The sequence below is a fragment of the Blautia sp. SC05B48 genome (assembly GCF_005848555.1).
Lineage (GTDB): Bacteria > Bacillota > Clostridia > Lachnospirales > Lachnospiraceae > Blautia_A.
This window is the reverse complement of record NZ_CP040518.1, coordinates 2,607,817-2,627,238: the sequence shown is the minus strand read 5'-3', so window position 1 is coordinate 2,627,238 and position 19,422 is coordinate 2,607,817. Positions and strand designations below refer to the sequence as shown.

Below are 19,422 nucleotides of genomic sequence, written 5' to 3'. Positions count from 1 at the left end.
TTACTGATTTCTTTTGATTATAACACAAAAAGAGAGCCGCGTCCATGACGCAGGCCCTCTCATTTTGTAAATTATTTACCTGCCTGATTGAAATTACATCATTCCCATTCCCGGGTTTGGTGCCGGAGCAGGAGTATCCTCCTTGATCGTGGAAACTACAGCTTCTGTTGTAAGGAGTGTAGATGCAACGCTTGTTGCGTTCTGCAGAGCACTTCTTGTAACTTTAGCCGGGTCAAGAATTCCGTTCTCAACCATATTTACATATTTCTCATTCAGAGCATCGAAACCAGTTCCAACCTCAGACTCTCTTACTTTGTTGATGATAACAGAGCCTTCCAGTCCTGCATTTGCGGCAATGTGGAACAGCGGAGCCTCAAGAGCTTTCATGATCACAGCTGCACCTGTCTTCTCGTCTCCCTCAAGTGTTGCAACAAGTTTTGCAACTTCTTTGGATGCATGGATGTAAGCGGATCCGCCACCTGCGATGATACCTTCCTCAACAGCTGCTCTTGTTGCTGCAAGAGCATCTTCCAGACGAAGTTTTGCTTCCTTCATCTCTGTCTCAGTAGCAGCACCTACACGGATAACAGCTACGCCGCCAGCCAGTTTTGCAAGTCTCTCCTGAAGTTTCTCTTTATCAAACTCAGATTTTGTCTCCTCGATCTGTGCACGGATCTGAGCAACACGTTTTGCGATGTCTTCTTTATCTCCAAGACCATCAACGATAACGGTGTTCTCTTTTGCAACTTTAACAGATTTTGCACGTCCAAGCTGCTCCATCTTAGCTTCTTTCAGGTCAAGGCCAAGCTCGTCGGAGATTACCTGTCCGCCTGTCAGGATTGCGATATCCTGAAGCATCTCTTTTCTTCTGTCGCCATAACCAGGAGCTTTAACAGCTACTACCTGGAATGTTCCTCTCAGTTTGTTAACGATCAGGGTTGTAAGAGCCTCACCCTCAACATCCTCAGCGATGATGAGAAGTTTTGCACCTGCCTGAACGACCTGCTCAAGAAGCGGAAGGATCTCCTGAATATTGCTGATCTTCTTATCTGTGATCAGGATGTACGGATCATCAAGAGTTGCCTCCATCTTCTCCATATCTGTTGACATGTATGCGGAAATATATCCACGGTCAAACTGCATACCTTCTACCAGATCAAGCTCTGTATGCATTGTCTTGGACTCCTCAACAGTGATAACACCATCTTTGGAAACTTTCTCCATAGCGTCTGCAACAAGCTGTCCAACCTGCTCATCACTTGCAGAGATTGCAGCTACATTAGCAATCTGAGCTTTTCCGTTGATCGCCTGGCTCATGTTTTTGATTGCTTCTACTGCAACATCTGTTGCTTTTTTCATTCCTTTTCTGAGGATAATCGGGTTTGCGCCTGCAGCCAGGTTCTTCATTCCCTCATGTACCATTGCCTGTGCAAGTACGGTTGCTGTTGTAGTACCATCACCAGCTACATCATTTGTCTTGGATGCAACTTCTTTGATGATCTGGGCACCCATATTCTCAAATCCGTCCTCAAGCTCAATCTCTTTTGCAATGGAAACACCATCGTTTGTGATAAGCGGAGCACCGAAAGATTTGTCAAGGACTACATTCCTTCCTTTCGGTCCAAGTGTCACTCTTACTGTATCTGCAAGTTTATTTACACCAGCTTCAAGTGCTGCTCTTGCTTCTGCGCCATATTTAATCTCTTTTGCCATGATAAAATGACCTCCTATTTATATTGATATACGATAAGATGTTTATATTATTTAATGATTGCCAGGATATCTTCCTGCTTTACAATAATATAATCAGTTCCATCCATCTTTACTTCTGTTCCTGCATATTTGGAATAGATAACAGTATTTCCGACTTCTACTTCCATTTTTACTTCTTTCCCGTTTACAACTCCGCCAGGTCCAACTGCAATAACCTCTGCCTGCTGTGGTTTCTCCTGTGCCTGTCCCGGAAGCACAATCCCGGATGCTGTTGTTTCTTCTGCTTCAACCTGTTTTAATACTACTCTGTCGCCTAAAGGTACTAACTTCATGATCTATGTTCCTCCTTTATAAGTTCCATCTTCGTCTGCTAGCACTCACTTTCTACGAGTGCTAATCACTATGGCTATATTAGTGAATTTCACATATTTTCGCAACCCTTTTAAGATATAGTTTTTCTATATTATTCTAATTTTATCTCTTTAATACTCTTTTTTTCTCTTGTTTTCTTAATTTCATTATTTATTTTGATTTTATGAAACAGACAAAAAAGAGACTCCCACGATAACGGGAAGTCTCTTTTGTCACGTTCTTTATCTTATATCAAGCATCTGACAGTGCTGATCACATTATGCCTTCTTGCTTCTCTGTGCTTTTATCTCCTCAAGCTCATCAAAGATCACTTCATTAAGAACTTTAATGTAAGTTCCCTTCATACCGGATGAACGGGATTCGATCACACCTGCACTCTCGAATTTACGCAATGCATTTACGATCACAGATCTGGTGATACCTACACGGTCAGCAATCTTGCTGGCAACCAGGATACCCTCATCCCCATCCAGCTCATCAAAGATATGGATGATCGCCTCAAGCTCTGAGAAGGACAGTGTACTGAATGCCGATTTAACGATCTGCTGTTTTCTGTCTTCTTCCGCGTTCTCATCATGAACCGCACGCATCATTTCCAGGCCTACAACTGTTGTACCATACTCGCTGACGATAATATCTTCAATATCATAGGGATGATCATTGCGGTACATGAATAACGTTCCCAGTCTCTCACCTGCAATATCGATCGGATTCACGATTCCCTGATAATTTCCGGGTACATGCTCAAAGCCAAGTGTCTGGAGATTGACATTCTCCTTTGTGGAAAGAACACCAAGAAATCTCTCATTTAATAACGGGTCGATATGTCCGCCAATCTTGTCATCGATCAGCTCTGTGATCTCATCCACACCCGGGCAGATACTGACTCCCAGAACCTTACCTTTCTTACTGAGTACCAGGATATTGGAACTTAAGGTTTCCATGAGCACCTGACAAATGTCGTTAAACACTACCTTGCTTGAGCTGCTGTTATGCAGAAGCTTATTGATTTTTCTAGTTTTATCTAGCAACTGAACGCTCATTTTTCCTCCTTTCACTTTCGTACCTTGAAAGAAATCGTTTTTCTAGTCTAATATTACACGTTATTCTGGAAATTTACAAGACATTTTTATATTTTTTTTATTTTTAACGGGATTTTCTGAAAATTAATAGAAAAGCATTTTTTCGATCAATCTTCATCTTTTGGTTTTTGTTCCACATATCCACAGGTTTCCTGGCTACAAACCAGTTTATTTCCCTTTTCGAGCATATAATTACCACATTTCGGACATTTCTTTGCAGAAGGTTTCTGCCAGGACATAAAATCACATTCCGGATTATTCTCACATCCGTAATATTTTCTGCCTTTTTTCGTTTTTTTCATGACAATTTCGCCGCCGCACTTCGGACATGCAACACCGATTTTCTCATAATATGGTTTTGTATTACGGCAGTCCGGAAATCCGGGACATGCAAGAAATCTTCCATGAGGACCATACTTGATCACCATGTTGCGGCCACAGTTGTCGCAGATCACATCCGTAACCTCATCCTGTATATCAACTTTCTCAAGTTCTTTTTCAGCCTCATCCACATCATGCTTCAGATCCGGATAGAAGTTACGTACAACCGTTTTCCACTGTACAGTACCAGCTTCCACGCAGTCCAAAAGCCCCTCCATAGTTGCTGTAAAGTTTACATCCACAATACTTGGAAAAGCCTGTTTCATAATATTATTAACAACCTCTCCAAGCTCTGTGACGTAAAGATTTTTCTGTTCCTTGGATACATAGCGTCTGCTGATGATCGTTGTGATGGTCGGCGCATACGTACTTGGACGTCCGATTCCAAGCTCTTCCATGGTCTTTACAAGTGACGCCTCTGTGTAATGTGCCGGCGGCTGTGTAAAATGCTGCTCCGGCTTCAGCTCTTTCAGCTTCAGCTCCATACCCCTCTCCAGACTTTGACTTAAAACATTGCCCTTTTTGTCATCGCCCTCTTCTGTGTACACAGACATAAAACCATCAAAGGCAACCTTGGATGCCGCAACCGTAAACACATACTCACCTGCTCCGATCTTGACAGACGTGGTCTCATAACGTGCCGGTGCCATTCTGCTTGCCGCAAAACGTCTCCAGATCAGCTGATATAAACGGAACTGATCCCTGGTCAGGGATTCCTTCACCAGAACTGGTGTCCTCGCAATATCTGTAGGACGGATTGCCTCATGAGCATCCTGTATCTTCTGTCCGTTTTTGATTGCCTTCTCTGTCTGAGAAACATAATCTAAACCATACTGCTCAGAAATATAAGTTCTTGCTGCTGCATCTGCTTCCTCTGAAATTCGAGTGGAATCTGTACGCAGATAGGAGATCAGACCTACCGTACCACTGCCTTTTACATCCACACCTTCATATAACTGCTGTGCCAGGCGCATAGTCTTCTGCGTAGAAAAATTCAATGTCTTGGCAGCTTCCTGCTGCAGAGTACTTGTGGTAAACGGAAGGGGAGCGTTCTTGATCCTCTCACCTTTTTTTACTTCTGTGATCTCATATTTACAGTCTTCCAGACTTTTCAGAATCTCATCCATTTCCTGACGGTTTCTGATCGGAAGTTTTTTATCCGTTCCATAGAACTTGGCTATCAACGGCTTCTTCTCACCCTTTACCTGAAATTCACCCTCCAGGCTCCAGTATTCTTCAGGAATGAATGCATTGATCTCATCTTCTCTGTCACAGATGATACGCAGTGCCACAGACTGTACACGGCCTGCACTTAAGCCTCTTTTTACCTTGGCCCAGAGCAGCGGACTGATGGTATAACCTACCATACGATCCAGCATACGCCTTGCCTGCTGTGCATCTACCAGGTTCATGTCCAGTTCCCTGGCCTGCTTGATGGAAGCCTTAACTGCTGTTTTTGTTACCTCGTTAAATGTGATCCTGTGCATCTTTGCAGTATCTGTCTTCAAAGCCTGCATCAAATGCCAGGAAATTGCTTCTCCCTCACGGTCAGGGTCAGTTGCAAGATAGATCTTATCTGCTTTTTTTGCTTCTTTGCGAAGTTTTGCAAGAAGCTCACCCTTTCCACGTATTGTAATATACTTCGGTTCAAAATCATTGTCCACGTCAATACCAAACTGGCTCTTTGGAAAATCCCTCACATGACCGTTGGACGCTTCTACTGTATAATTTGCCCCCAGAAATTTCTTTACTGTCTTCATTTTAGCAGGTGACTCTACTATCACCAGATTTTTGGCCATTTTACCTCTCCTAATCTCATTCTGCCTTCCTGTCCGGCTTAAAAGCTCCTGCCAAATCTCCGGGCAAAAAAGCATTTATTCAAGTCTGATATAATACTGTCTCCCGGTTTCCTTCACAAGCCCCATCAAAATAAGCTGTCCCAGGATCCCGGCTGTTTTTCCCGGTGAAAAACCGGTTTTTCTTATAATATGATCCAGATTTTTTGGTCGTAAATCGAGACAACTATACACCAAATCCAAATCCGTTGCAAGTCCTAACTTGCTTTTTTCAGACAAATTTGTCTTTTTTTTCACAGATAATCCCCACTCATCCAGAAGTATTTCCGGAGAGTATGCAATTCCTGCTCCGTCGTAGATCAGCTTGTGACAGCCTCTGCTCAGAGCATCATTTACTGCTCCCGGAATGGCATATACCATCTTCCCCTGTTCCAGTGCACAGGCAGCTGTGATCAGTGATCCGCTCTTTTCTTTTGCTTCCACCACAAGCACCAGATCTGCCAGTCCGCTGATGATCCGGTTCCTTGCCGGAAAATAATATGCCCTGCCTTTGGTACCTGGTTCATATTCGCTGATGATCCCTCCGTTTTTTTCGGGGATCCTCCGGTAAATACCTCTGCTGGATGAAGGATAACAGATGTCCACACCATTTCCCAGCACGGCAAAGGTCGGGGTACCACCTTCCAGAGCACCCTTGTGGCCCTCAGCATCAATGCCGGCCGCCATACCGCTGATCACCTGTACACCATGTTCGCTTAAGAATTTTCCGTAATTAAAGGCCTGTATCCGTCCGTAAGGACTGCACAGCCTTGCTCCCACGATCGCCGCTGTAGGTTTGGCATCATCCGGAAAGCTTCCAATGTAATATAATTGTTTTGGCATACCGGGAAGTTCCTTAAGTCTTGCCGGATAAACACTACTGTCCTTCCGGGCACACCGGATCCTTGTTTGCTGTATTTCTTCCATATAAAATACCTTCCTTTTTTCTGTTTTATGACCAGTATTTCTTGTCATATGCCCGGTAAGCCAACGCCTCGCAGATATGTTCTTCCTTTATCTTTTCGGAAGATTCCATATCCGCGATGGTCCTGGCCGTTTTCAGGATCTTATGATATGCTCTGGTACTGAATTGAAACTGCTCATATGCCTGCTCCAGAAGTTTGTCTGCCCCTCCCGTCATTACACAGTATTTCTCCAGTTTTCTTCCGTCAAGCTCCCCATTGAAGCAAAATTTTTCCTTTTTGTAACGTTCTCTCTGGATCTCCTGTACTGCTTCCACCCTCTTTCTTATTTGAGCAGAGGATTCCCCTGCAATTTTCTTTTTCATTTTTGAAAAACTCACTGCCGGAACTTCCGTGCAGATATCAATACGCTCCAGGAGAGGCTGGCTGATCTTTCCAAGATAATGCGTGATCTCCCCTGATGTACAGCGACATCTGTTCATATCCGGGTAAAATCCGCAGGGACAGGGATTCATCGCTGCCGCCAGCATAAAACTGGCCGGAAAAATATAAGTTCCGGCAGCTCTGGACAGATGGATCTCCTTATCTTCCAGCGGCTGACGCAGGATCTCCAGGCTTTTTCTGGAAAATTCCGGCATCTCATCCAGAAAAAGCACACCTCTGTGTGCAAGAGTGATCTCCCCCGGTCCCGGTATCCTGCCGCCACCTGCCAGAGCCTGAGGGGAACTGGTATGATGCGGACTTCGAAAAGGCCTCTGCCGGATCAGCGGATCTTTTTCCGTGAGAAGTCCTGCCACACTGTATACCTTGGTGATTTCCAGGCTTTCCTCAAATGTCATCTCCGGCATAATAGTAGGCAGACGTCTTGCCAGCATGGTCTTTCCGGATCCTGGCGGTCCGATAAAAAGAATATTATGAAAACCGCTCACTGCGATCTCGGCCGCGCGCCGGGCTCCTTCCTGCCCGCAGATGTCCGCAAAATCAACATTTGGTTTTTCCGGTTTATTTTCTGTTTTTTCTTTTTCCTGATACTCATTTGTATAAGTGTTTGGGTCTCTCAGACATCGGATCATGTCATTCAGACTTTTTACTCCAAACACCGGCATATCCTTCACCAGATTCCCCTCCCGGATATTTTCCTCCGGAATAACGCAAAAGCGTAAGCCCATCTCTCTTGCGCGGATCACCCGTGGCAAAACTCCGGCAACCCCATGGATCTCTCCATTCAGACTGATCTCTCCTACGATCATAACTCCTTCCAGAAGATCCGGTTCCAGAATTCCGGCAGCCGCAAGTACTGCAGCCGCCACAGGCAGGTCAAAACCGGCTCCTTCCTTTTTCATATCGGCAGGTGCAAAATTTACAGTTACTTTTTTTGGTGGCAGACAAAGTCGGTTGTTCTTAAATGCAGTCCGGACTCTTTCCTGGGCCTCTCTCACCTGGGCAGAGGGAAATCCTACCATAGCAAAAGAAGGCAGACCATCACTGACATCTGCCTCAACCTGGATCTCACGTACTTCCATTCCGTAGATCGCTGCTGATAAAACACTCGCAAACAAATACATTCCTTTCTGCGAAAAAAACGGATCCCGATCTTCCATCTTTTCGTCTTTTCAGGTCAGGCGGATATTCGAAATCCGCATTGGTTAAAAACAAGGGAATTTTCAGATAGACATTTTCTGAATTTTAGAAGATAATAAATTTAGTATAGTCCATTTTGCTCTCTTTTGCAAGGGTGCATTTCGTTCTGTTTTATACTTTCAATAGAAAGAAGAGGTGAGCACAATGAAATTTCAGCGTATTCAGGATTTACGTACAGACGCGGATCTGTCCCAGAGAGAATTAAGTGAGATTCTTCATATCAGTCAGCGTTCTTATTCCCATTATGAAACGGGATCCCGTAATATTCCTATCGAAATGCTTATCCGGCTGGCAAATTATTACGACACCAGCATCGATTATCTCGTCGGCCGCACAGACCGCAAAAAAATGATCAAATAAAGAGATCCCCGGAAATGTGGAACAGTTTCGGGAATTCCTGTATCGGGATTCCCTGATTGCCAAAATCCGGGGATTCTTTATTTTACCGTGTTTTATTTTTTTTGATCATTCTGTATAATAGGTTTCTTCTTCTCCGTAGGGAATCTCATATTCTTCTGTATTTTCATCAGAAGAATCTTCACTGCTTTCGCTGTAGGATTCCTGTTCATAGGAACTTTCGTTGCTTTCATTATAGGAAACATCTTCTTCGGAATTTTCGGATACTTCCAGGGATGGCTCCTGCCGGGTCATAATAGACTCTGTTTTCGGATAGGTCAGAGATCCATCTCCCCGTTCATATGTTTTTACCTTCACATAAAGCTCACCACTTTTATCGAAAACAAACTCTCCTTTTGCCTTATTCCCTTCGGAATCCTTAAAACGGAACTGTGTGGCATTTCCTGCTACCTCTGCAGTCACATCTGCTTCTGCGGTCATGGAAGGATCTTTTCCATTCACTCTCTTATAGGTAAAGGAAACAGATTTCAGACTGATATCATAAATATCGATCGTTGTCAGCCCGTCTTCGCTGTACCAGATTCCCTGATAATTTTCCGGTTCAAATGCCGGAAGGATTGTCGGGACCGGTGTCAATGACGGTGTCGGCGTCGCTGTCGGAACCGGTGTTGCTGTTGCTGCCGGAGTTGCTGTCACCTCCGGAATACTGTCCAATGCAGCCAATGCGGCCTCTCTTCGTTGTTCTTTTTCCACTTTATCCCTGTGGGAAACATACAGCATCCCTCCCAGTCCTGCCAGAATAAACAGAATGATCAACAGGATCAGAACTGCTCTCAGCCGTTTTTTTCTTCTTTTGTTTTTTCTCATCTGCATTACCTCTGTTTACTATAGCATACAGGAAACCCTTCTTGTATTTCTCAATTCTGCTTATTTTTTCTCTTTGATGATACCTTTTCTGTAAACTTCCAGAAGCTGGATCAGCTCACTGATCCTTTCCTTCAGAGCAGTTCCGGTATCGGTATCACCGACCAGAGTACGTTTGTTATTGTAGTGAACTGCCACCCTGTTGGAAACAATATCCTGCTCCTTGGCTACCGCTTCTTCCGCAGAAGTAAAAGGCTCATGAGCAGACAGGATCAGCCCGTAGGAATTATAAACCAGTGTATAACCGGCAATCCCCGTAACCTTCTGATATGGTCTGGAAAAACCGCCGTCGATCACAAGAACTTTGCCATTGCATTTTACAGGACTCTCTCCCTCACTCTGGTGAACCGGCACATGCCCGTTGATGATGTGACCTTTTTCCGGATCCAGTTCGAATTCACGGAGCAGATCATCTACAACATCCTCATTTTCCAGAAGATGATAGTAGGCATTTTTAGTTTCTTTATGTGTTTCCTTATCTTTAATAAAATAACGCTCAAAGGTGGTCATCTTGTCTTTTCCGAACAGCGGTGAATTCGGAGCTGCCCAGATATACCACATAATATCTCTGCCTTTACGCTTTTCATCCTCATTTACAGAGAAAAACGCCCGGCGCACATAAGTCTCAAGAACATCGTACAATTCTTTTCCTTTGTAGGTTTTTCCATAAATCTGGACTTCTTTCAGACTTCCATCCTCATTAAGCGGAATACTTCCATGGAACAGAAGATTTCCATTATAAGTTTTATAAAGGCCTCCCTTGTCCAGAAGAAGCCGGACATGATTCTGCAGTTTCTCGCAGTTTCGGAACGCGGAATCCAAGCGTTCCATTACATCCTTTTCCTCTGTAGTAAGTTCATATGGCTTTTTCCAGTCAATAGTAGGAAAATATGTATCGGTCAGCGGATATTCTTTTCCGTCCGGAAGTGTGATCATTCCCTTTTTCGGATCGATCCTATGAAGCAAACAACGATTTTCCATATGGAATTCTTTGTGCCGGCGGATCAGCTGCCCCTCCAGCTTAAACTGGATAATGGCAATAGCCTTGTGCATTTTCCGTCCAAGCTCTTCTTCCAGAATACTATAGTTATTGGCATCTCCCTTCATCTCAAAAGCAGTACATGGATCATCCTTATAAGCCTCCATTGCAAAGGTTGCCAGGGGCATGAGATTGATCCCATATCCATCCTCAAGAATATCCATATTTCGGTAACGGATGCTGTTCCGGATCACCGTTGCAATGCAGGCTTTCTGTCCTGTAGCAGCTCCCATCCAGACCACATCATGATTTCCCCACTGGATATCCAGCGAATGATATTTCATCAAACGATCCATGATGAAATGCGGGCCCGGACCTCTGTCATAAATATCTCCCAGCACATGAAGATGATCCACAACAAGACGCTGGATCAGTTCTGCCAGGGCAATGATAAAATTCTCTGCCCGGCCGATCTCAATGATCGTATTGACGATGGCATCGTAATATGCTTCTTTGTCCAGAACTTCCGCTTTCTCTGTGATCAGCTCCTCGATCACATATGCATAGTCTGCAGGAAGTGCCTTACGGACCTTGGAACGGGTATATTTGGATGCCGTTGTCTTGCATACTTCGATCAGACGATAAAGTGTGATCTTGTACCAGTTCTCCATGTCTTCTTCCTGTTTTTTTACAACCTCCATCTTTTCCTTCGGATAATAGATCAGTGTGGCAAGAGAACGTTTGTCGCTGTTGCTTAAGGTATGTCCGAATACATCATCGATCTTTTTTCGTACAGCCCCTGATCCATTCCGAAGAACATGGGAAAACGCATCGTATTCTCCATGAATGTCCGACATGAAATGCTCGGTACCTTTCGGAAGGTTTAATATAGACTGCAGATTGATGATCTCTGTTGAAGCCTTTGCTATAGTAGGATATAGCTCCGCAAGTCGCTGCAGGTATCTTAATTCTTCTTTTTTCATAGTATCTGGTATCCTCCTGGGAGTTCTCACTGCCAGATCAGCCTTCAGGATAAACGGCAGTATTTTTTATTTATTGTAAGCCCTTCCGGTATCATATATCAACCCGTAAAATCAAACAGTGACATCTGATTGGACTGCGGGATATCTCCAAAAAGATCCATATCATCCATCAGATTGATAACGGTCTTGCTGACCTTGGTACGATCACGGAAATCATCCTTGGAAAGGAATCTGCCTTTTGCGGCAGCATCCACAACTGCCTCTGCTGCCTTATCTCCAAGACCCTCTATGGTATCCAGAGCAGGCATCAGTTTATCCCCGATGATCTGGAACCGGTGTGCCTTTGCCTTATAAAGATCGATCGGCACAAAATCAAAACCTCTGGCGTACATTTCCTGTACGATTCTCATATCCTTCAGTGTATCCTGTTCCTTCTTGGATGCCTCATCACCTTTTTTCCGGATCTCCGCCATATAATATTCCAGACGTTCTTTTCCCATGCACATCAGTTCATAGGAAAAGGAAGTGGCACGGATACTGAAAAATGCTGCATAATAAGCCAGTGGATGAAACACTTTATACCAGGCGATACGATACGCCATCATAACATAGGCTGCCGCATGGGCTTTCGGGAACATGTACTTGATCAACTTACAGGACCAGATATACCAGTCCGGAACATCATGCTCTTTCATAGTCTGGATCCATTCCTCACGAAGACCCTTTCCCTTACGGACACTCTCCATGATGGTAAACGCCAGACCACTTTCCACTCCTTTTCCGATGAGATAGATCATAATATCATCTCGCGTACAGATTGCTGTGGAAATGGTAGCTGTACCATTCTGGATCAATACCTGGGCATTTCCAAGCCATACATCCGTGCCGTGGGAAAGTCCAGCAATACGTACCAGGTCGGAAAAATATTTCGGCTTGGTATCGATCAACATCTGCATGGCAAAGTCTGTACCAAACTCCGGGATCCCGAGGCATCCCAGCCTGCAGCCGCCGATATCCTCCGGGCTGATCCCCAGAGCCTGCGTTCCCGCAAACAGGGACATGACATCTCTCTGGTCCAGCGGAACTGTTCTTGCACTGATGCCGGTCAGATCCTCCAGCATACGAATCATGGTCGGATCATCGTGTCCAAGTATATCAAGCTTCAGAAGATTTCCGTCAATGGAATGGTAATCAAAATGTGTGGTGATGATATCACTGTTCACATCATTGGCTGGGTGCTGCACAGGTGTAAATTTCTCAATCTCCTCACCCATAGGCAGTACGATGATACCTCCTGGATGCTGGCCAGTGGTACGGCGGACACCGGTACAGCCCTTCACGATACGGTTGATCTCACAGTAACGCTTGTGCTGCCCCCGTTCCTCATAATAGTTCTTCACATAACCAAATGCGGTTTTTTCCGCAAGGGTACCAATGGTTCCCGCCTTAAAGGTCTGCCCTTTTCCGAAGATAACCTCTGTATACCGGTGAGCATTGGCCTGATATTCACCGGAAAAGTTCAGGTCGATATCCGGCTCCTTATCACCTTTAAAACCAAGGAATGTCTCAAAAGGAATATCAAAGCCTTCCTTGTTCATCCTGGCACCGCATTTCGGACAGATCTTATCCGGCATATCACATCCTGCCATACCCGCGTATTTTTTCACCTCAGGGGAATCAAAATCACTGTATTTACAGTCCGGATTCGGACAGAGATAATGAGGCGGCAGAGGGTTTACCTCCGTGATACCGGACATGGTCGCTGCCAGAGAAGAACCTACAGAACCACGGGATCCAACCAGATAGCCGTCCTCATTGGATTTCCACACAAGCTTCTGTGCAATGATATACATTACCGCATAACCATTGGAGATAATAGAATTCAGCTCCCTGTCCAGACGGTCCTCCACGATCTTCGGCAACGGATCTCCGTACATTTCGTGGGCCTTCGTGAAACAGATATTCTTAAGATCCTGCTCGGAGTTCTCAATGACCGGTGGAAATTTATCCGGATGGATCGGTGATATCTTCTCGATCATATCCGCGATCTTATTGGTATTGGTGATCACCACCTCTTCCGCCTTTTCACTTCCCAGATATGAAAATTCCTCCAGCATTTCCTCCGTTGTACGAAGATAAAGCGGGGCCTGGTTATCTGCATCAGAAAATCCGTTTCCTGCCATGATGATCCGTCGGTAAACCTCGTCCTGAGGATCCATAAAATGCACATCACAGGTGGCAACCACCGGTTTTTTGAACTGTTCTCCAAGTTTTACGATCTTCCGGTTTATCTCTTTTAAGTCTTCCTCAGAATTGATCATATCATGTTTTTCATCCGCAAGCATAAACGCATTGTTCCCAAGAGGCTGGATTTCCAGATAGTCATAAAAATTTACCAGTCTGGCGATCTCCTGATCCGGTGCATTGCGAAGAAGTGCCTGATAAAGCTCTCCTGCCTCGCAGGCACTTCCCACCAGAAGGCCTTCCCTGTATTTTTCCAGCACGCTTTTGGGAACCCTTGGTCTTCTGTGATAGTACTTTAAATGGGACTGGCTTACCAGCTTGTACAGATTGATCCTTCCGGTCTCATTTCTTGCAAAAACAATAGCATGGTATGTGGGCAGCTTTCGGATGGTATCCGGTGAAACCGCACCCTGCCTGTTCATCTCATCCACATCAAAAATATCTCTTTCTTCCAGCATCTTTACAAACCGCACAAAAATCTCTGCGGTACATGCCGCATCATCCACAGCTCTGTGGTGATGATCAAGAGAAACACCTACTGCCTTGGCTACCGTATCCAGTTTAAAACGGTTCAGGGCAGGAAGAAGGAATCTAGCCATACCAACGGTATCCACATAAGTAAAATCATCCGAAATCCCCTGCCGTTTACAGTTTTCAATAATAAAGCTCATATCAAAGTCCGCATTATGGGCCACCATCACGCAGCCCTCACAGAATTCCAGGAATTTCGGCAGTACTTCCTCTATCAAAGGTGCATCCAGGACCATGGAATCATTGATGCTTGTCAGCTGCTCAATACGGAACGGAATGGGCACTTCCGGGTTTACAAAGGTGGAAAAACGATCTGTGATCTGTCCTTTTTCCACTTTTACCGCGCCAATCTCAATGATCCTGCAGGTTAGTGCTGAGAATCCCGTAGTCTCAATATCAAAAACAACAAAATCTCCATCCAGCCGCTGCCCTTTGGAATTGGTGACCATACCCTTCAGATCGTCTACCAGATACGCTTCCATTCCATAGAGCACCTTAAAATCAGACTCCTTTGGAACACAACCGCCCCAGGCATCAAAGCAGTGATTTGCCTCCGGGAAGGACTGCACCACGCCATGATCCGTGATAGCGATAGCCTTATGTCCCCACTCATAGGCACGTTTTACCAATGCCTTTGCATCGCTGACACCATCCATATCGCTCATCTTGGTGTGACAGTGAAGCTCCACACGCTTCTGAGGACTGGTATCCATTCTTGTGCTGGTAAAATTGGCGATTTTCTTGATACCTGTAATATTTCCAATAGTAAGCTCACTGTCAAAACGGTCAATGGTGGTAACTCCCTTCAGCTTCAGGAATGCGCCTTTTTTTACACTTTCCGTCACTTCCGGAACCTGCTCGTTACGCAGAAACATCTTCACAACAATACTGTCCGTAAAATCGGTCACAGGGAAGATCAGGATCGTTTTCTCATTTCGGATCTCACGAGCTTCCACATCCATAACCTGACATCGGATGATAACCTCACCCATCTCACCGGTAATGCTCTCCAGCGGAATCGTTTCTCCATCAAAATCTCTGCCGTAAACCACATCCGGATTGCTGTCCCTGCGGAATCCGAAGCTGCCGCGGAAATCCCCCTTCTGAACCTTCTGCTGTTTTTTGTCAACGGATTTCTTCTCGTTTGTTTTTTCGCCGCTCTTATCTCCAGAGGTTTTCTTTGTCTCTTCCCTGGCTGTATCCTCCTGCTTCGGTTCGCTTTCCTGATCCCCGCTGAGTTTGGCATGCTTCAGGACATTTTCCACTTCCTGTTTGATCTGAAGTGCAGCATTTTTCCGGTATTTACTCTCTTTCACTTCCACAAAATCCAGTTCCACTTTCAGATCCATACCGCAGCGTTCACAGAAAACCTTATGAAAATATTCAACAAGTATTTCGCTTTTCTGTCTGGAAATAACCGTATCCGGAAGCTCCATACGCAAGGTATCTTTTCCTGTAAAAATGATTTTTGATCTACGGAACAGATTGTACTCCAGCATGTTATAGTTGCGCAGCTCCATCTCCATACTGGAACGGTAGCTTTCCAGAAAGTTCTCCGGTGTATACTGCTCGGAAAGATGAAATTTTTCCACAACTGTTACAGTCATGGGAATCCCCGGAAAGCACTGCCGTTCGATCTCATCCTCCAGCGCAAAAATATTCTTCTTGTGTATCCAGCGGCTGCTTTCGATATAAACCCTCAGATGAGTTCTTCCGGGGTTCATGGAAACCTTTGTCACAAATACCATGTCCAGAAGTTCTTCCAGCTCTTTCTTCACTTTAAGATGCGGAAATACATCAAAAAAATCTTTCTCCATTATGACTCCTGCTCATTCCAGGTAAGAAGTTCCTGACGAAGTGTATCCAGAAGATCCGTTTCCGGTACTTTTTTTACAACCTCTCCATGCCGGATCAGAAGACCAACACCATCGCCTCCTGCAATTCCGAGATCTGCTTCCTTTGCCTCTCCCGGTCCGTTTACCACACAGCCCATAACCGCAACCTTGATATCAAGAGGAATATCCTGTACCATGGTCTCTACCTGGTTTGCAAGGCCGATCAGATCGATTTTTGTTCTTCCGCAGGTCGGACAGGAAACAACCTCCACGCCTCCTTTGCGAAGTCCCAGCGTTTTCAGGATCCTTTTGGCTGATTTCACTTCTTCCAGCGGCGCGCCTGTCAGAGAAACACGGATGGTATCTCCGATTCCCTGATACAGGATGATCCCAAGTCCGATAGCTGATTTGATATTTCCCGAATACAGAGTTCCTGCTTCTGTAATTCCCACATGAAGAGGATACTGTGTTTTTTCTGCGATCAGTTCATGGGCTCTGGCGCACATGAGAACATCAGAAGATTTGATGCTGATCACAAGATTGTCATATCCCATCTCTTCAATGATGTGCACCTTATCAAGAGCACTCTCCACAAGTCCTTCGGCTGTAACACCGTGATATTTTTCTACCAGTTCTTTTTCAAGGGAACCGCTGTTTACTCCTACACGAATAGGGATATTCCGTTCCTTTGCTGTATCCACAACTGCCTGGATCCTCTCATTGGAACCGATATTTCCCGGATTGATACGGATCTTGTCCGCACCGTTCTCCATGGCTGCAATGGCAAGGCGATAATCAAAATGGATGTCCGCAACCAGCGGAATATGGATCTGTTTTTTGATCTGGGATAAAGCCTTCGCAGCTTCCATAGTAGGAACTGCGCAGCGGATAATATCACAGCCTGCTTTTTCCAGTGAAAGGATCTGCGCAACCGTTGCTTCTACATCTTCAGTTTTCGTATTGGTCATGGACTGGATAAGGATCGGATTTCCTCCTCCGATAACACGATTTCCAATTTTTATTACTTTTGTATGATCTCTGTACATAAAAATCTCCTTTATGAATCCTGAAAGGCAGGTGTCTTCAAACGCCCTGCCTTTCCTTTCCGAACTATCTTTTTACTCTTACTCCTAACGTCGGATCTCCAGCAGCTTTGTTTTCAGTTCGTTTTCCATACGTCTCATATCTGCCTCTGCTGCCTGACGTTTTTCACGGCCTTCCTGCTGGATCTTCATCACATCATCCAGTGTCTGGATCAGTTCCTGATTGGTTTTTTTCAGAGTTTCAATATCTACAATACCACGCTGGGATTCCTTTGCAGTTTCCACAGATGCCAGGTGAAGCGTTTCCGCATTTTTCTTCAGAAGTTCATTGGTAAAATCCGTAACCTGCCGTTGTGCCTGTGCGGCTTCTGTGGAGTGCGCGATCCCTAGAGCCAGCACCATCTGGCTTTTCCAGAGAGGAATGGTATTTACAATGGTTGTCTGGATCTTCTCGATCATCGTCGTATCATTGTTCTGGATCATGCGGATCTGCGGTGCAGTCTGCATAGAAATGGTTCTGGTAAGCTCCAGATCATGAAGCTTTTTCTCAAAGCGGTCACATTTGCTTTCCAGATCATTGGCAGCCTGTGCATCTTCCGGAAGTCCGCTTGCCGCTGCCTTCTGATGCAATTCGTTGAGCTTGCCTTCTCTGACTTCCCTAAGCTTCTTTTTACCCGCAAGAATGTACATGGAAAGTTCTTTAAAGTATGCAAGGTTCTGCTCATACATTTTATCCAGCACGGCAGAATCTTTCATCAGACGCATCTGGTGCTGCTCCAGAGCTTCCGTGATCTTCGTCACATTTCCCTCGGCCTTTGTGTAACGGTTTTTCAGAGTTTCCACCTTCGCTGTCTGTTTTTTGAAAAAGCCGAAAAATCCCTTTTCCTCTGTGGCATCAAAATCCTTCAATTCTCCTACCACATTTGCAAGAAGCTCTCCTGCCTCCCCAAGATCCTGTGTCTTCACATTTACCAGCGCTGCATCAGAAAAATCTGCCATCTTCTTCTGAGTGCCGGCTCCGTACTGCAGGATCTGGTTTGTATTTTCAATATCGATCTTTGCTGCAAAATCTTCTACGATTTTCTGTTCCTGGGGAGATAACACCGGTTCCTCTACTGCAGGCTCCTGGGGTTTCTCCGGTTCTTTTTTTGCAATTTCTTCTTTTTCTTCCGTGAGATCCGGTTCCAAAGTCAGCACCGGTGCTTCTACCTCAAAGTCTTTAAATTCTTCTCCCATAAGCATTCTCCTTGATCAACTGTACCTTCCGGCAGATGTCTGTATTCCAGCTTCTGATCTGCTCGTTGTACTTATTTCATTTCCGCATTCTGTTTCATTTTTTCGAAATCATCCTCTGTCAGCCCTTCCTGTGCCAGAACTGTATGCAACACAGAAATATCGGTGGATACATCCCATGCGGTATCCCGGAATATGGAATCCAGAAGTTTCTCAAAAGCAATATTCAGTGTATCAATGGTTTCTTCAATTTCTTTCTTGGAAGCCGTGATATTCTCGCCCTGTACAGGCTGTCCATCCATATCCTCATAAGCATCCAGAAGCTTCACAGTCATGGGCAGATAGTAATCCATCATTTTCTTAAGATCCGGAATCACCTCCGGATGCTCTCCTGCACGCTCAAAAATTTTCTGAACGATCATTTCCATCCTGGAAATCTTTGCGGAAATTTCTTCCCCGGGAATGGCGTCATTGCTCTCACGGATCTTTACAAGAAATTCATTTCCTTTTCTCAGGACTTCCTGGGCTTCCGGACTCATGTTCTCCTCCAGCTGAACCTTAGGATCTGCTTCCTGTTTACGAAGTTCCAGCTGCTTCTGTGTTTCCAGATACTGCTGATAGGTCTCATTACTGGTGATCAGACAGGTTCCCTGCTCATCCACATGGCCTTCCAGAAACCAGCCCTTCTGGATCATTCTGCTGATATCTTTTTTTACAAATTTCTCGTTCTTTCCTGCTGCCTGGGCAAGCTTCTGAAAATTACAGTAGGTGTGGTCTCCCAGCGCACGGATATATTTCTGGAAACGTCCCAGTCTTCCGAGACGGCTTGTTCCTGCTCCCAAAAGAGCACCGCCACCTGCTGCGCCTGCACACATCACTCCAAGCACACCTGCTGCAAGTGCACCGCTGTGTCCAATGCCCATCCAGATCAGAAGCACCATGGCTCCAAGCCCCATGCCACTTAAAAGTATCCCACCGGAAACTGCCATCATCATGCCTTTGAGATTCTCACCGGTAGTCTTTCCGTAGAGCAGTTCCGACTGTTTCCTTGCAGCCTGCTGCTTTGCTTTTCTGCTTCTTCCGTAATAAGGGCTCTGGTATGTATAGCTTTTCTTACGGAATTCCGGATCAGCACCCGGATCAAACACGGAATTCAGCGCATTTTTCAGCGCTTCGCTTCCGGAATCAATGGCCTTATTTACTGTCTGGTTGATCGTATGGCTTAATTCGTGATAGCTGTTTGAATTCACTGCATTATCTACAATATCCTGAATCTTTTTTCCAAGGTCTTCAAATTCGTGATTGTCCATTTTTCCCTCCAGTCCATAGATAATTTTTATTATATC

13 protein-coding genes are annotated in these 19,422 nt (G+C 45.1%); 1 reads left to right on the top strand and 12 read right to left on the bottom strand.

The window, feature by feature from the left end:
- Positions 1-93: 93 nt before the first annotated feature.
- From groL to EYS05_RS12090, 6 genes are all read right to left on the bottom strand, one after another.
- Positions 94-1,713 carry a chaperonin GroEL gene (gene groL, locus EYS05_RS12115; RefSeq protein ID WP_138277254.1) on the bottom strand — a complete coding sequence of 540 codons (1,620 nt, stop codon included), beginning with the start codon at positions 1,711-1,713 and terminating at the stop codon, positions 94-96.
- 47 nt (positions 1,714-1,760) lie between these two features.
- Positions 1,761-2,045 (bottom strand): co-chaperone GroES, encoded by a 285-nt coding sequence (gene groES / locus EYS05_RS12110; protein ID WP_015524351.1) that lies wholly within the window; start codon positions 2,043-2,045, stop codon positions 1,761-1,763.
- A gap of 297 nt (positions 2,046-2,342) precedes the next feature.
- Positions 2,343-3,128 (bottom strand): GTP-sensing pleiotropic transcriptional regulator CodY, encoded by a 786-nt coding sequence (codY, locus tag EYS05_RS12105; protein WP_015524350.1) that lies wholly within the window; start codon positions 3,126-3,128, stop codon positions 2,343-2,345.
- Between the two features lie 146 nt (positions 3,129-3,274).
- Complete coding sequence (gene topA, locus EYS05_RS12100; RefSeq protein ID WP_118514696.1) at positions 3,275-5,347, bottom strand: type I DNA topoisomerase; 2,073 nt, start codon at positions 5,345-5,347, stop codon at positions 3,275-3,277.
- A gap of 75 nt (positions 5,348-5,422) precedes the next feature.
- Positions 5,423-6,310, bottom strand: a complete 888-nt coding sequence (dprA, locus tag EYS05_RS12095; protein WP_110103465.1) for a DNA-processing protein DprA — start codon at positions 6,308-6,310, stop codon at positions 5,423-5,425.
- A gap of 25 nt (positions 6,311-6,335) precedes the next feature.
- A complete protein-coding gene (locus EYS05_RS12090) occupies positions 6,336-7,871 on the bottom strand; it encodes a YifB family Mg chelatase-like AAA ATPase (RefSeq protein ID WP_227945533.1) in 1,536 nt (511 codons plus the stop codon).
- A 220-nt stretch (positions 7,872-8,091) separates the two neighbouring features.
- Here EYS05_RS12090 and EYS05_RS12085 point away from each other — a divergent pair, with 220 nt between their 5' ends.
- Positions 8,092-8,307, top strand: a complete 216-nt coding sequence (locus EYS05_RS12085; protein ID WP_015524345.1) for a helix-turn-helix domain-containing protein — start codon at positions 8,092-8,094, stop codon at positions 8,305-8,307.
- 105 nt (positions 8,308-8,412) lie between these two features.
- Here the strand turns inward: EYS05_RS12085 and EYS05_RS12080 are convergent, their stop codons facing one another.
- The 6 genes from EYS05_RS12080 to EYS05_RS12055 form a co-directional block, all read right to left on the bottom strand.
- Positions 8,413-9,171 (bottom strand): hypothetical protein, encoded by a 759-nt coding sequence (locus EYS05_RS12080; RefSeq protein WP_138277253.1) that lies wholly within the window; start codon positions 9,169-9,171, stop codon positions 8,413-8,415.
- 60 nt (positions 9,172-9,231) lie between these two features.
- A complete protein-coding gene (locus EYS05_RS12075; protein ID WP_021651819.1) occupies positions 9,232-11,190 on the bottom strand; it encodes a fructose-bisphosphatase class III in 1,959 nt (652 codons plus the stop codon).
- Between the two features lie 98 nt (positions 11,191-11,288).
- Positions 11,289-15,782 (bottom strand): PolC-type DNA polymerase III, encoded by a 4,494-nt coding sequence (locus EYS05_RS12070; protein WP_138277252.1) that lies wholly within the window; start codon positions 15,780-15,782, stop codon positions 11,289-11,291.
- Positions 15,782-16,846, bottom strand: a complete 1,065-nt coding sequence (ispG, locus tag EYS05_RS12065) for a flavodoxin-dependent (E)-4-hydroxy-3-methylbut-2-enyl-diphosphate synthase (RefSeq protein ID WP_138277251.1) — start codon at positions 16,844-16,846, stop codon at positions 15,782-15,784. Before ispG ends, EYS05_RS12070 begins: the two co-directional genes overlap by 1 nt.
- A gap of 84 nt (positions 16,847-16,930) precedes the next feature.
- A complete protein-coding gene (locus tag EYS05_RS12060) occupies positions 16,931-18,079 on the bottom strand; it encodes a toxic anion resistance protein (RefSeq protein ID WP_059085427.1) in 1,149 nt (382 codons plus the stop codon).
- Between the two features lie 71 nt (positions 18,080-18,150).
- Positions 18,151-19,386: a 5-bromo-4-chloroindolyl phosphate hydrolysis family protein gene (locus EYS05_RS12055; RefSeq protein ID WP_129975631.1), complete on the bottom strand. Its 1,236-nt coding sequence runs from the start codon at positions 19,384-19,386 to the stop codon at positions 18,151-18,153.
- Positions 19,387-19,422 lie beyond the last annotated feature (36 nt).

Bases quoted from the DNA above. Each gene is read 5' to 3' on its own strand.
- EYS05_RS12090 (WP_227945533.1), bottom strand. From the start codon at position 7,871: ATGTATTTGTTTGCGAGTGTTTTATCAGCAGCGATCTACGGAATGGAA.
- topA (WP_118514696.1), bottom strand. From the start codon at position 5,347: ATGGCCAAAAATCTGGTGATAGTAGAGTCACCTGCTAAAATGAAGACA.
- EYS05_RS12060 (WP_059085427.1), bottom strand. From the start codon at position 18,079: ATGGGAGAAGAATTTAAAGACTTTGAGGTAGAAGCACCGGTGCTGACT.
- codY (WP_015524350.1), bottom strand. From the start codon at position 3,128: ATGAGCGTTCAGTTGCTAGATAAAACTAGAAAAATCAATAAGCTTCTG.
- dprA (WP_110103465.1), bottom strand. From the start codon at position 6,310: ATGGAAGAAATACAGCAAACAAGGATCCGGTGTGCCCGGAAGGACAGT.
- EYS05_RS12055 (WP_129975631.1), bottom strand. From the start codon at position 19,386: ATGGACAATCACGAATTTGAAGACCTTGGAAAAAAGATTCAGGATATT.
- groES (WP_015524351.1), bottom strand. From the start codon at position 2,045: ATGAAGTTAGTACCTTTAGGCGACAGAGTAGTATTAAAACAGGTTGAA.
- EYS05_RS12070 (WP_138277252.1), bottom strand. From the start codon at position 15,782: ATGGAGAAAGATTTTTTTGATGTATTTCCGCATCTTAAAGTGAAGAAA.
- EYS05_RS12085 (WP_015524345.1), top strand. From the start codon at position 8,092: ATGAAATTTCAGCGTATTCAGGATTTACGTACAGACGCGGATCTGTCC.
- ispG (WP_138277251.1), bottom strand. From the start codon at position 16,846: ATGTACAGAGATCATACAAAAGTAATAAAAATTGGAAATCGTGTTATC.
- EYS05_RS12075 (WP_021651819.1), bottom strand. From the start codon at position 11,190: ATGAAAAAAGAAGAATTAAGATACCTGCAGCGACTTGCGGAGCTATAT.
- EYS05_RS12080 (WP_138277253.1), bottom strand. From the start codon at position 9,171: ATGAGAAAAAACAAAAGAAGAAAAAAACGGCTGAGAGCAGTTCTGATC.
- groL (WP_138277254.1), bottom strand. From the start codon at position 1,713: ATGGCAAAAGAGATTAAATATGGCGCAGAAGCAAGAGCAGCACTTGAA.